Below are 12,871 nucleotides of genomic sequence, written 5' to 3'. Positions count from 1 at the left end.
CCTCATGAGCACGAATACGTCGGAGCCTTCCGGGCCCGTGGTCACCGCGCAGGATCCCATCCGCGCCACGAACAAGATCCCCACCCCCAAGGCTGAGCCGCCGGATGTGCTGCGTTGTGCGTATATGGAATTGGTCGTGACCGACCTGCAAAGGTCTCGCAATTTCTACGTCGATGTGCTGGACCTGCATGTCACCGAGGAGGATGAGAACACCGTCTATCTGAGGTCGCTTGAGGAGTTCATCCACCATAACCTCGTCCTGCGCAAAGGGCCGGTCGCTGCGGTAGCGGCATTTTCCTACCGCGTGCGCAGCCCGCAGGACCTCGACAAAGCGGTCAGCTTCTACACCGAGCTCGATTGTCGTGTCGAGCGAAGGCCGGGAGGATTCACCAAGGGCATCGGTGACTCGGTGCGGGTGCAGGATCCGCTCGGATTTCCCTACGAGTTCTTCTACGACGTAGACCACGTCGACCGCCTCGCCTGGCGCTACGACCTGCATACCCCCGGGGCGTTGGTTCGCCTCGACCACTTCAACCAGGTAACCCCCGATGTGCCGAAAGCCGTTGGCTACATGGAGGATCTCGGTTTCCGGGTGACCGAAGACATCCAGGACGAGCAGGGCACGGTGTACGCGGCGTGGATGCGGCGCAAGTCCACCGTGCATGACACCGCCATGACCGGTGGCGACGGACCGAGAATGCATCACGTCGCGTTCGCGACCCACGAGAAGCACAACATCATCGCGATCTGCGACAAGATGGGGGCGCTTCGGATGTCGGATCGGATCGAACGGGGTCCGGGCCGGCACGGTGTGTCCAACGCGTTCTACCTCTATCTCCGCGACCCCGACGGACACCGGGTGGAGATCTACACCCAGGACTACTACACCGGCGATCCCGACAACCCGGTCGTCACCTGGGATGTGCACGACAATCAGCGCCGCGACTGGTGGGGTAATCCCGTCGTGCCGACCTGGTACACCGAGGCTTCGCTGGTGCTCGACCTCGACGGAAATCCGCAACCCCTTGTCGCCCGTACCGATTCCTCGGAGATGAGCGTGACCATCGGCGCCGATGGCTTCTCCTATACGCGCAAGGGCGAAGGAGACCTACCCGACTGGAAAAAGGGCGAATACAAACTCGGCGCGCAACTCTAGCAACGGTAACGGCAACATGCTTCCCCCAGAGACGATCACCGCGATCGCCGATGAACTGGCGACCGCCGAGCAGCAGCGCACCACGGTGCCACGGCTGACGGCCCGCTACCCCGACATGACGGTTGAAGACTCGTATGCGGTGCAGAACGAATGGCGGCGCCGCGGCATCGCCGCGGGTCGGGTACCGGTCGGTCGCAAGATCGGATTGACCAGCAAGGTCATGCAGGCCGCGACCGGCATCACCGAACCCGACTACGGGGCAATCTTCGACGACATGGTGTTCGCCAACGGCTCGACCATCGAGCATGACCGGTTCTCGAATGTTCGCATCGAGGTCGAACTTGCCTTTGTGCTCGGCCGATCGATCGATGGTCCGCACGCCACCGTCTTCGATGTCCTGCGTGCTACGGAGTACGTGGTGCCCGCTCTGGAGATCCTGAGTTCGCGAATCGAACTGCCCGGTCGCACCATCGTCGACACGATCAGTGACAACGCGGCCATGGGCGGCCTTGTCTACGGCGGGAATCCGACCCGGGTGGCCGACGTCGACCTGCGGTGGGTCGCCGCACTGTTGTACCGCAACGAGACCATCGAGGAGACAGGTGTCGCCGCGGCTGTTCTCAACCATCCCGCGACGGGTGTGGCCTGGCTGGCGAACAAGCTCGCTACACATGGTGATCGGCTGATCGAAGGAGAGATCGTGCTCGCCGGGTCGTTCACCCGACCGATGTGGGTGAACCGCGGCGACACCGTGCTCGCCGACTACGGACCGATGGGAACGGTGTCATGCCGCTTCAGCTGAACCGCACCCTGCGTGACGAAATCGCCGACGCCACACGCCCGTTGTTCGGGGGGTGGATCTGCATGGGCTCGCCCGTATCGGCTGAAATCATGGCCGGCTCCGGTCTGGACTGGGTGTTGATCGATATGGAGCACGCGCCCAACGGCCTGGAATCGGTACTCGCCCAGCTATACGCGGTGTCGGCCTACCCCTGCACTCCTGTCGTGCGCGTACCCGACGGTGACGCGGTCGTCATCAAACAGGTTCTCGACCTCGGGGCGCAGACACTTCTGGTCCCGATGGTGTCGACCGCCGAGCAGGCTCGTCACGTGGCCGAGGCCGCGCAATATCCGCCGGCCGGCCGGCGGGGAGTCGGCAGCGCGCTTTCCCGTTCGGCCCGGTGGAATCGCGTTGAGGACTACCTTGCGCGCGGCGCTGAGCATGTGTCGGTCATCGTGCAGATCGAATCCGCCGAAGGTGTCGACAATGCCCGTGCTATCGCGGCGACGCCAGGTATCGACGGGGTGTTCGTCGGCCCCAGTGACCTTGCGGCGTCGATGGGACTGCTGGGCCAGCAGACACATCCCGACGTCGTTGCCGCAGTCAGGCGGACGTTCGAGGCGGTACGTACGGTCGACAAGCCGGTGGGTGTCAATGCTTTCGTTCCGGAACAGGCCCGCACCTACGTGGAGTGGGGCGCGGCCTTCGTACTCGTCGGCGCCGACGTTGCTGTTCTCGCACGGGGCTCAGAGGCACTTGCCGAGCGATACATCTCGTCGGGCGCCCCGACTCCCGATGGCAGTTACTGAGCCGAGAAGGCCGGCGAATCAGAAAGGTCAAGTCCGACATGCCAGTCAGCACCCGCACCGCAGTCCTTCGGGAAGTGCCCGGACGATACGAGACCGTCGTCGTCGAGCTCGACGACCCACGCCAGGACGAGGTTACCGTCAAGCTCGTTGCCGCGGGCCTCTGTCATTCTGACGACCACCAGGCCACCGGCGATGTGCCGGCCTTGGTGCTTCCGTTCGCCGGAGGCCACGAAGGTGCCGGCGTGATCACTGCCGTGGGGCCGCACACGACTGGATTCGAGATTGGCGACCATGTCGTCTTTTCGTTCCTCCCCGCGTGCGGTCGCTGCGAGTTCTGCGCTCAAGGTCTGTCGAATCTGTGCCGCCTGGGTGCCTCGCTGCTGACCGGCGCGCGGGCGGAGGATCCGACCAGTTACCGGATGCACCTCGGTGGTGAACCGGTCGGCCAGCAGTGCGGCCTGTCCACCTTCAGCGAATACACCACCGTGTCAACCGCGTCGGTGGTCAAGATCGACAAGTCAATCCCGCTGAAGTCGGCCGCACTGCTCAGCTGCGGAGTACCGACCGGGTGGGGGTCGGCCGTGAACTCCGCGCGGATTCGACCGGGTGACACCGTGATCGTCATGGGGATCGGTGGTATCGGCGCCAATGCGCTGCAGGGAGCTGCACACGCCGGTGCGTCCACGATCATCGCGGTGGATCCTGTTCCATTCAAACTCGACATGGCAAAGGATTTCGGAGCAACGCACTTCTACCCCTCAATCGACGAGGCCGCGGACTATGCCCGCTCCATCACCAACGGCCAGGGCGCCGACGCGACCATCGTGACGGTCGGGGTGGTCAGCGGTGACCACGTCGCGCAGGCGTTGGCATCGATCCGCAAGGCCGGCACCGTCGTGCTCACCGGGCTGGGAGATATCAACAAGGCGGGTGCACCGATCCTGCTCGGCGATTTGACTCTGATGCAGAAACGGTTGCAGGGCTCGCTCTTCGGCGAGGCCAATCCGCACCGAGACATCCTCAACCTCGCGCGTCTGTATCAGTGCGGACGTCTCAAGCTTGACGAGCTGATCACCACTGAGTACTCGCTGGATCAGGTCGCCGATGCCTACGACGACATGCGCGCCGGCAAGAACATCCGTGGCGTGGTCGTCTTCGACTGATCCGCGCCGCCGCACCGCGCCAGCAATGGCAGTAACTATCGCTTCCATCCGTTAAGGACCGATCATGCCCATCACCTACGCGAGCCTGCTAGCCGGTATCAGCGACGACGGCGGACTTGACATCCACGATCCCGCAACCGAAGAACTCGTAGGGCGGGTGCGGATGCGATCCCTCGATGAACTCGAATCTTCGATCGAGCGAGCTCGTGCAGCACAGCCATCCTGGGCCGCACGAAGTGACGATGACCGTGCTGATTTGCTGCTCCGGGCTGCGGACGCCATCGAGTCAGCTGCCGAGCCGCTGGCCGAACTGCTCTCTCGCGAACAAGGTAAGCCGCTCAATGGCCCAAACGCACGCTTCGAGGTCGGCGCCTGTGCCGACTGGTTGCGCGCTACCGCGCACACCCCGTTGCCCGGTGAGATCGTCGTCGACGATGACAATACCCACGCCGAGCTGAGGTACCGCCCGGTCGGTGTGGTGGGTGCAATCGGCCCATGGAATTGGCCGATGATGATCACGGTCTGGCAGATCGCACCGGCGCTACGGATGGGAAACAGCGTGGTGGTCAAGCCATCCGAGTACACGCCACTGAGCGTGCTGGCGCTGTGTCGGGTTCTCAACAGCGTGCTGCCCGACGGTGTGCTCGAGGTGGTGCCCGGCCGCGGCGATGTGGGCGCTCGGTTGGCCAGTCACCGCGACATCGGCAAGCTCATGTTCACCGGCTCAACGGCCACCGGCCAGGCCATCATCAAAGGCTCGGCCGACACCATCAAACGACTCACCCTCGAACTCGGGGGCAACGATGCCGGCATCGTGTTACCCGACGTCGATGTCCGTGCGATCGCCGAAGACCTGTTCTGGGGGGCGTTCATCAACACCGGACAGACCTGCGCGGCACTCAAACGGCTCTACGTGCACACAGACCGCTACGACGAGTTGTGCGACGCACTCGTCGACGTGGCACGCAGCACCCCGATGGGCCGAGGCCTGGACGAACGAAATCTTCTGGGGCCACTGCAGAATCGGCAACAATATGACATCGTCGCGAAGCTGGTCGACGCCGCACGCGATGCCGGGGCGAAGATTCTCACCGGCGGTGATCCGAACCCGGACGGCATCGGGCACTTCTATCCCGTCACGCTCGTCGCCGACATCGACAACGACAACCCGCTGGTCGCCCAGGAGCAGTTCGGCCCCGCGCTACCTATCGTGCGCTACAACGACGTGGAGGAGGCCGTTGCGATGGCCAATGGCCTCGATGCCGGTCTGGGAGCGTCGGTGTGGAGCAGCGACAAGGAGTGGGCCCGGAGCATCGCCACCCGCCTGCAGGCGGGGACGGTGTGGATCAACTCGCACGGCGGGGTGCACCCGATGATTCCGTTCGGCGGGGTGAAGAAGTCCGGCTATGGTCTGGAGTTCGGCGTTGAGGGACTCAAGGGTGCTTCGGTGCCGCAGGTGATCAACGGCTGACCGTCGGTGTCGAATGGCGCCGCCACGCGCTGTGCCGGCTGCCGGCAATTGGCGTGACAGGGCGACAGTCGACAAGAGTCTTGATGCCGGCGACGCTCCCGCCGGCCATGTCCGTCAGCAGCGCAGGCGCATCGGCCAGCGGAACCACGGTGGTGATCAGCGGCCGAAGGTCGAGAGACCCGGACTCGATCAGCTCGATGAGCTCCCGATGGCAGTCGTTGTAACCGACGCTCGCCCGCAGCGTCTTCTCGTCGTTGACGAATTCGAACGCCGAGATCGACAGCTGCTGTGCCAGACCCAGCAACATGACCGTGCCGCCCGCACGGGTCAGTGACACCGCCAGATCGAACGCACCCTGTCGGCCAACGGCCTCGAAGGACACATCCACGCCGCCGTCGGCAGCCAGCGCCGAATGGCCGGAATCCGAGTCAATTGCGGCGTCGAAGCCGAAGTCTAGGGCCACCGCACGTCGGCCGGCATCTGGATCGACGCCGATGACGGCCTCGGCACCCTTGATCGCCAACAAGCGTCCCACGAGCAGTCCGATCGGCCCGAGTCCCACCACTGCTGCGGTTTGGCCCGCTCTGAACGACGATCGTCGAACCGCATGCAGTGCAACCGCTGCGGGTTCGAGGAGGGCGGCGACAGCGAGGTCGAAACCGGCGGGAAGCCGATGCGCCATGTAGGCAGGAACCGTGGCGCGTTCTGCGAGCCCGCCGTTGCCCATCAGTCCGGCGAAGCCGAACGAGGAGCACGTATGGTAGCGCCCCATCCGGCACTGCGGGCAGCGGCCGCAACGATAGTTCGGCTCGACGACCACCGCGTCGCCCACGGCGACCTCGCCGACGCCCGGCCCGACAGCGGAGACGACGCCGGCGAACTCATGCCCGAGAATGATCGGGGCACTGATCCCGGACAGCGCGTGGGGTGAGCCGACCGGGATCGCGTGCGGCCCGTCGGCGATCTCGTGCAGGTCACTGCCGCAGACTCCGCAGTAGGCGACCGACACCTCCACATATCCCTCGCTTGGCGGCTCGACAGTGACCAGGTCGAGCCGAATGTCATGGGCTGCGTGCCAGCGCAGAGCCTGGACTTCGGTGCTCACGGCGCCACCGTCCGGCGCGCCGGTGCCGTCTCGACGAGACCGAAGCTCAGCGCGACGACGACCGCGGCCGCCGCAGCGGGGATGAACATGCTCATCCGCAGACCGAACGCGTCCGACAGTAAGCCCGCCAACCACGGTGCAACGAAGCCGCCGATGATCTCACCGGCACCCATGATGGCGCCCAGACAGGTTGCGACGAGGTGTCGGGGCACGGTCTCGGCCGGGATGGTGGCCATCATCAACGTGAAACAGCCCAGCCCCGTGTAGGTCACGACCAGAGCGGTGAACAACCCGGCCGGAGCGTCGATGTACACAATGGCCAATGGTGCGAGCACAGCGACGGCGGAGAAACCGATCATCGCCGACCGTCGGCCGATTCGATCGGAGATCCCCGGCACCAGCGCACCCCATATCACCCACGCGAGGCCCATTCCGCTCAACACGAAACTGAGTTGTCCACCGTCGAAGCCCTTGATCTCGCTGAGGTACAACGGGGTGAAGGTTTGTGTGGTGGTGAACCAGGTCAGGTAGAACACCGCAATCACCAGGCAGATCACAACGTTACGGGTGCGCAAGGCCTGTCCGAGTGTCATGGTCGGATCACTGTCGACCGCGGGGCCGACGGTGTCAGTCGCGTCCTGCGCGTCCTGCGCCATCGCGGCAGGCTCGCGCAGCCGCAGATCCTGAACAAACGCCAACACGAGCAGTGCCAGTAACGCGCCGGGAATGACCGTGGCGTAGAAAGCCGTCCGCCAACCGTAGCTCTCGGCCAGCCACACGGTGACGAACGGACCGAGTACTCCGCCCAGCAGACCGGCCGATGAACCCTGGACCAGGCCCATGTTCAGGCCCCGTCGTTTCGGGGTCGACGAATACATCATCATCGGCTGCGCAAGGGGCAGAACCCCGCCCTCGGCCGCCCCCATGACTGCCCGCAACAGGACCAGCGTGGCGATACCGCCCACCATGCCCGACAAAGCGGAGAACAGCGTGAAGACCGCGATCGCCGCGAGGAGATAGGGCTTGCGCCGATCGGTGCGGTCGGACAGGTACCCGAGCAGTAATCCCGACGCTGCCCATGTCAGAGCGGGCACTCCGCCGAGTAGACCGATGTCGGAGTTGCTCAGGCCCAGTTCGTCTTTGAAGAACGGGGTCAGATAGTTGAGCGTGAGGCGGTCGAAGAACACAAATCCGAACGTCCCGAACAACACTGCGAGAAGCACGTTCTCGTAGTGGCCTCCGCGCGGTGGTGGTGAATACGGGCGGCTGGCGTTGTGCGCGCTCACTTCGGCAGAAGTCATCCGGCGGTTGCCTTTTCGCTTCGTCCGTCGCAGATCAGCGGATGAGGGTGTCGACGTAATCAGCGCCGATCCCGTTCTTGTCGTAGTGCTCCCGGCACAGTGCCAAGTAGTCGTGGACGTCGAAATGGCCGACCGAGTTCCCGTTCTCGTCGAGCCAGATCAGTGGCCCCTTGACGACGAAGAAGGCCCGCATCTGTTCCTCGTGCTCGTAGGCGACCAGGGTGTGGCCCTCGCCGGGGGTCTCGAAGACGAAGGAACCCGCGGTCGCCGTCCACGGCTGCTCCAGGTAGCCCCACTTCCCCGAGATCGTGTAGGCGAAGACCTCGTGCGGGTGGTAATGCCGATTCACCAAGCCCGCCGACTTGGACCACAGAATGTCGGCCCAGCGGTTGTCCCGTGGTGAAATCCACAGCGGGCGCGAGGCGACGGTATCGCTGAACGGAACGTAGTAGCGCTCGTCGTCGACGGGGGCGAACTGATGGAAGACTTCGGGCTGGGCGTCAGGCTTCAGGCAGTCGGCGATCGGTTTGAGATCCTGCCAGAATTCGGTGCGGGGTAGCTCGGGCATCGGTCGATCCTTGTTCGATAGGTCACGTGGGCTGCATCGAGTGAACTGCCTCACCGGTTGCGTGTGCTTTCTGATTCCGGCCGGCTTTCTTGTGAAATCAGGACCACGCGGCCGACAATGGACCGGATAGAAAGGTTCGTTGCGGGCTCTCGGCAGAGCACCGCTGGTTGGAGGCCCATGTCCGAGCGCCGCGCGTCGCCTGTCCGCTCGTTCCGAACCCACGACGTCGAACCCGATGAACGACTCGAATACTGGGAGAACTACAACACGTCGGTGCTGGTCGGGCTTCGTTGCGCGACGTATCGGATGGACGGCCTGAGTGCCGAGGAATCAAACGTCGACGTCGGCGAACTCAAGCTGGCCGACATTCGGGGTAACGCGCACCTTGTCGAGCGGACACCCGCCCTGGTGCGGGCTCATCCCAAGGACTCGATCTTTGCCTCGATCCAGCTCGAGGGCTCGGGCTTCTTCTATCACGCCGACGGGTGCTTCCCGGTCCGTGCCGGGGACGTCATCATCTATCCGACCCTTCAGCCCTATCTGTTCGCCTTCGGTTCGGCGATGCGTCAGGTGCTGATCGACATCCCCGGCGAGGCGTTGCGCGAACGTTTCGGCACCGCCGACGTCAGGCATCCCGTGTTGGTCAGCATCCGGGCCGCGGGTGCCCGCGCACTGGCAGATCTGGTCGACTCCACGCACGATGTGGGGTCGGTGTTCGATCGATGCGATGTGGCGTCGGTGCTCCAATCCGTCGCGTTGGTGTCCGGTATCGACAAGGACGTCTCGGCGGCGAGGGTGCTGCGTGCGCGATCGTTCATCGATGCGAACATCTCTGACCCGAGCCTTTCGGCGGCCCATGTCGCGGACGCCATCGGCGTGACATTGCGCCATCTCAACCGGACGTTCGCCCATTCGGGCACATCGGTGAGCCGCCTCATCCGCGAGCAGCGGCTCGATCGTGCGGTAGAGGCGATCCGGTCATCGTCGTCGACCCGCGCGACAGTCGCCGATATCGCGGCACAGTGGGGCTTCAGCTCGCACGCCCACCTGACGACCATGATCAAACGCCGATACGGCGTGACGCCTTCGGAAATCCGGCGCCACCCCGATATCGAATGGGTTCCGGCGAGCGAACCGCATCGCGACTGACGTGTCCTTCGGGCGCACGACGCCGGCCAGTGCGGACCACTGTGCCATGGACATGCCGGGACTCGGCGATACCGCTAACACCACGCGTCGTGAGGTCGAGGAGCGGCTCGCCCGCGCAGGCTTGGGCGCTGCGAGTTCAGTGCGCCGTCAACGGCAGCCCGGCGTAGTTCTCGGCAAGTCCGGTCGCCGCCGCGGTGCTGGAGAACACCCAACGTAGTTGGGCCTGCTGCAATTCCGCGTCGAACGGGTCTCCGCTGGTGTGCAGCATGCTCGTCATCCACCAGGAGAAGTGGGTACACCGCCACACGCGGCGTAGTGCCGTCTCGGAGTAGGTGTCGGCGGGGACGGGGTCGTGTTTCTTCAGTAGCGCCGTCAACGCCGGTGCCAGCAGGGCGACGTCGGCGATGGCCAGGTTGAGCCCCTTGGCGCCAGTCGGCGGCACGATGTGCGCGGCGTCGCCGGCCAAGAACAGCCGGCCGTGACGCATCGGCGCTTGGACGTGGCTGCGCATCGGCAGCACGCTGGCCTCCGTGATCGGTCCGGATTGCAGGGTCCAACCCTCGATCCCGTCGCCCAACCTGGCAGACAGTGCATCCCAGATCCGTTCGTGGGACCAGTCTTTGACGTCGGTGCCGTTCGGCACCTGCAGGTAGAGACGGCTGACCGCGTCCGATCGCATCGAGTGCATGGCGAAGCCGTCGGGGTGCCAAGCGTAGATCAGCTCGTCCGTGGAGGGAGCTACGTCCGCGAGCACGCCCAGCCACGAGTAATCGTAGGTACGCCGCCACACCTTCATGACGTCCTCCGGAATCGCGGTGCGACTCGGCCCGAACGAGCCGTCGCACCCTACTATCACGTCGGCGTCGAGCCGTTCGGGGCGCTGGTCGGAGGTGAACGTCAGGTGGGGCGACTCGGTGGAGATGTCATGGAGCGCAACATCAGTGACGTCGTAGATGATCTGCTGACCACCGGCTCGACGGGCCGCGACGAGATCCTTCTGGACTTCGGTCTGCCCGTATACCCGTACGCTTCGCCCGACCAGATCGACGAAATCGAGGTGTTGCCGGTGGCCGGGGAGTTGGAGGTAGATGCCGCGATGCTCCAGCCCCTCGGCGTCGAGGCGTGCGCCCAACCCGACCGACCGCAGCAGCTCCACCGACGAGTGTTCCAGGATGCCGGCACGGATCCGTGCGAGCACGTAGTCCTCACTGCGCGTCTCGACGATTATCGAGTCGACGCCGTCGGCGGCGAGAAGGTGGGAGAGCAGCATGCCGGCAGGGCCGGCGCCGATGATCGCGACTTGGGTGCGCACCGACTCAGTGAACGTCATGCGGGCCTGAGCATCCCACCCCGTTCTTCCACTGGGCGAAATAGCCCGGGTGTCGTGGCCAGCCACGATCTCGGCGGAGATGCCGGCCGTCGGGTCTGCGGCTCTGTGCCGGTGGAGCGGTGTTCTCGCCGGAGCCGAGCCGCTGTGCGGCGAGTCGCGCGAAAGCGATCGCACCGGGCCGGTATTGCTGCGATGGTGCAGTGATGGCCAGGTCGACATCGGGGGAGTCCGTGTTAGAGCGGGCCGTCCGGATTCTGGAGGTCTTCGACGCCGATAGCGCTGCGGTGTCGGTGACCGATATCGCCCAGCGTGCCGCGCTGCCGCTGTCCACCGCATCGCGTCTGGTCGACGAACTCGTGGAACACCGGCTATTGCACCGTGACGGGCAGCGTCGGATCCGGATCGGCATGCGGTTGTGGGAACTCGCGTCGCGCGCTTCCCCGACCCGTGGTCTGCGCGACGTGGCCATGCCCTTCCTGGAGGACCTGCACGCCGTAGTCGGCCATCACGTCCAGATCGGCGTACTCGATGGCGACGACGTGCTGTTCATCGAGCGTCTGAGCGCTCCCCGTGCCGTGATCAACCTGACGAGGATCGCCGGGCGGCTGCCGGTTTACGCGTCCTCGGCGGGACTGGTCCTGCTGGCCCATGCCGATTCTGGGACACAGGAGCGGATCGCCGCGGGTCCCCTGCCCCGGTTCACCGAGCAGACGATCACCGACGGCAAAGTCTTGCGTGCGACGCTCGCCGAGATCAGGGCCACCGGCAGCGCCGTCTGCCCTGGTTACATCCACCCCGACGCGACGGGGATCGCGGTGCCGATCAGGGGTGCCGGCGACGCTGTCGTCGGCGCGCTCTCGGTGATCGTGCCGCGTGACGACACCGCCACCAACCACATCTCGGCTCTGATCGCGACGGCGCATGGCATCCGCCGCAGCCTGGGCTCGATGGGTGTCACGTCGACCGGACGCCTGTAATGGGAGACATTCGCTTCCATTGAATGGCAATCGTATTGAGGGTGGGCCCAGGGTTTAGCGATGGTCGGGTGATGAGCACTACTGTGGAGGCCGGAGTGTCGCACCCGAACGCGCGGCAGGTGACACTCACGCTGCACGTGGCGAGCGTGGCTCAGATCGCAGACGGTGTTCGCCATGTGGTCCTGCGCAGTCCGGACGCCGCCCGGCTGCCGGACTGGTCGCCAGGCGCGCATATCGACGTCTATCTGCCCACCGGTCAGGTGCGCCAATACTCGCTGTGCGGGAACCGCTGGGATGCCTACTCCTATGAGATCGCCGTGCTCCGTGAAGAGAACGGTCGTGGTGGCTCTCGCTATATCCACGACAACATCCGACCCGGCGATACGGTCGGTGTCGGCGGTCCGCGTAACAACTTCCCGATGGCGCCCGCCACCGGCTACCTGTTCATCGCCGGCGGAATCGGGATTACCCCGCTGCTCCCGATGATTCATCAGGCCGAAGTCCTGGGCATCCATTGGGCGCTGCTCTACGGCGGACGATCGATCCAGTCGATGGCGTTCACCGGGCAGCTGGTGCGCCACTCGCATCGAGTGACGTTCTGGCCGTTCGACTCCCACGGGCTGCTGCCGTTGTCGCAACGGATCGCGGCGTTGCCCGAGGGGGCCAAGATCTACTGCTGTGGGCCGGCGGGGCTGCTCGGCGAGGTGGAGCGGCTTGGTCAGGACCTGCCCCGGGGGAGCGTCCGCACCGAGCGCTTCGTCGCCGAGGCGACACCCGCGCCCGTGCGATCCACGCCCTACACGGTGCGGTTGCAGCGCTCGAACATCTCGATTCGGGTCGCGCCCAGCGAGTCTGTGTTGGACAGCATCGCGGCGGCCGGGGTTACCGTGCTCTCCTCGTGCGGACGCGGACTGTGCGGAACGTGTGAGACGACGGTGATCGAGGGCATCCCCGACCATCGCGACTCGCTGCTCGATGACCAGGAGCGCCGGCGCGGTACGAGCATGCTGCCGTGTGTCTCCGGCTCCTGCTCGGATCTCCTGGTACTGGATCTCTGAGGG

12 protein-coding genes are annotated in these 12,871 nt (G+C 65.1%); 8 read left to right on the top strand and 4 right to left on the bottom strand.

Features of this window, described 5'->3' with window-relative positions:
- Positions 1-4: 4 nt before the first annotated feature.
- From hpaD to ACXDF8_RS18540, 5 genes are all read left to right on the top strand, one after another.
- Positions 5-1,156 (top strand): 3,4-dihydroxyphenylacetate 2,3-dioxygenase, encoded by a 1,152-nt coding sequence (gene hpaD / locus ACXDF8_RS18560; RefSeq protein WP_457224748.1) that lies wholly within the window; start codon positions 5-7, stop codon positions 1,154-1,156.
- A gap of 16 nt (positions 1,157-1,172) precedes the next feature.
- Entirely contained in the window at positions 1,173-1,958 is a 786-nt protein-coding gene (hpaH, locus tag ACXDF8_RS18555; RefSeq protein WP_457224747.1) for a 2-oxo-hept-4-ene-1,7-dioate hydratase, read from the top strand.
- Positions 1,943-2,746, top strand: a complete 804-nt coding sequence (locus ACXDF8_RS18550) for an HpcH/HpaI aldolase family protein (protein ID WP_457224746.1) — start codon at positions 1,943-1,945, stop codon at positions 2,744-2,746. The genes hpaH and ACXDF8_RS18550 overlap by 16 nt, the downstream gene beginning before the upstream one ends.
- 38 nt (positions 2,747-2,784) lie before the next feature.
- Entirely contained in the window at positions 2,785-3,909 is a 1,125-nt protein-coding gene (locus ACXDF8_RS18545; RefSeq protein WP_457224745.1) for an NDMA-dependent alcohol dehydrogenase, read from the top strand.
- 64 nt (positions 3,910-3,973) lie between these two features.
- Positions 3,974-5,380: an aldehyde dehydrogenase family protein gene (locus ACXDF8_RS18540; RefSeq protein WP_457224744.1), complete on the top strand. Its 1,407-nt coding sequence runs from the start codon at positions 3,974-3,976 to the stop codon at positions 5,378-5,380.
- Here ACXDF8_RS18540 and ACXDF8_RS18535 read toward each other — a convergent pair.
- The 3 genes from ACXDF8_RS18535 to ACXDF8_RS18525 are packed head-to-tail and all read right to left on the bottom strand — an operon-like array spanning position 5,370 to position 8,354.
- On the bottom strand, positions 5,370-6,485 hold the full coding sequence (locus tag ACXDF8_RS18535; protein ID WP_457224743.1) for an alcohol dehydrogenase catalytic domain-containing protein: 1,116 nt from the start codon (positions 6,483-6,485) through the stop codon (positions 5,370-5,372). The two genes, ACXDF8_RS18540 and ACXDF8_RS18535, sit on opposite strands and share 11 nt — an antisense overlap.
- Entirely contained in the window at positions 6,482-7,786 is a 1,305-nt protein-coding gene (locus ACXDF8_RS18530) for an MFS transporter (RefSeq protein ID WP_457224742.1), read from the bottom strand. The genes ACXDF8_RS18535 and ACXDF8_RS18530 overlap by 4 nt, the downstream gene beginning before the upstream one ends.
- Before the next feature lie 34 nt (positions 7,787-7,820).
- On the bottom strand, positions 7,821-8,354 hold the full coding sequence (locus ACXDF8_RS18525) for a 2,4'-dihydroxyacetophenone dioxygenase family protein (protein WP_457224741.1): 534 nt from the start codon (positions 8,352-8,354) through the stop codon (positions 7,821-7,823).
- Between the two features lie 177 nt (positions 8,355-8,531).
- On the opposite strand from ACXDF8_RS18525, the gene ACXDF8_RS18520 reads away from it, so the two are divergent.
- Positions 8,532-9,503: a helix-turn-helix domain-containing protein gene (locus ACXDF8_RS18520; protein ID WP_457224740.1), complete on the top strand. Its 972-nt coding sequence runs from the start codon at positions 8,532-8,534 to the stop codon at positions 9,501-9,503.
- Between the two features lie 136 nt (positions 9,504-9,639).
- Here ACXDF8_RS18520 and ACXDF8_RS18515 read toward each other — a convergent pair whose 3' ends face one another.
- Positions 9,640-10,833 carry a 4-hydroxybenzoate 3-monooxygenase gene (locus tag ACXDF8_RS18515; RefSeq protein WP_457224739.1) on the bottom strand — a complete coding sequence of 398 codons (1,194 nt, stop codon included), beginning with the start codon at positions 10,831-10,833 and terminating at the stop codon, positions 9,640-9,642.
- Between the two features lie 203 nt (positions 10,834-11,036).
- Here ACXDF8_RS18515 and ACXDF8_RS18510 point away from each other — a divergent pair, with 203 nt between their 5' ends.
- Positions 11,037-11,810, top strand: a complete 774-nt coding sequence (locus tag ACXDF8_RS18510) for an IclR family transcriptional regulator (protein ID WP_457224738.1) — start codon at positions 11,037-11,039, stop codon at positions 11,808-11,810.
- 71 nt (positions 11,811-11,881) lie between these two features.
- Positions 11,882-12,868, top strand: a complete 987-nt coding sequence (locus ACXDF8_RS18505; RefSeq protein ID WP_457224737.1) for a PDR/VanB family oxidoreductase — start codon at positions 11,882-11,884, stop codon at positions 12,866-12,868.
- The last annotated feature ends 3 nt before the right edge of the window (positions 12,869-12,871 follow it).

The sequence above is a fragment of the Mycolicibacterium sp. CBM1 genome (assembly GCF_054073305.1).
The sequence above is the reverse complement of the archived record's forward strand: the minus strand, read 5'-3'. Positions and strand labels throughout refer to the sequence as shown.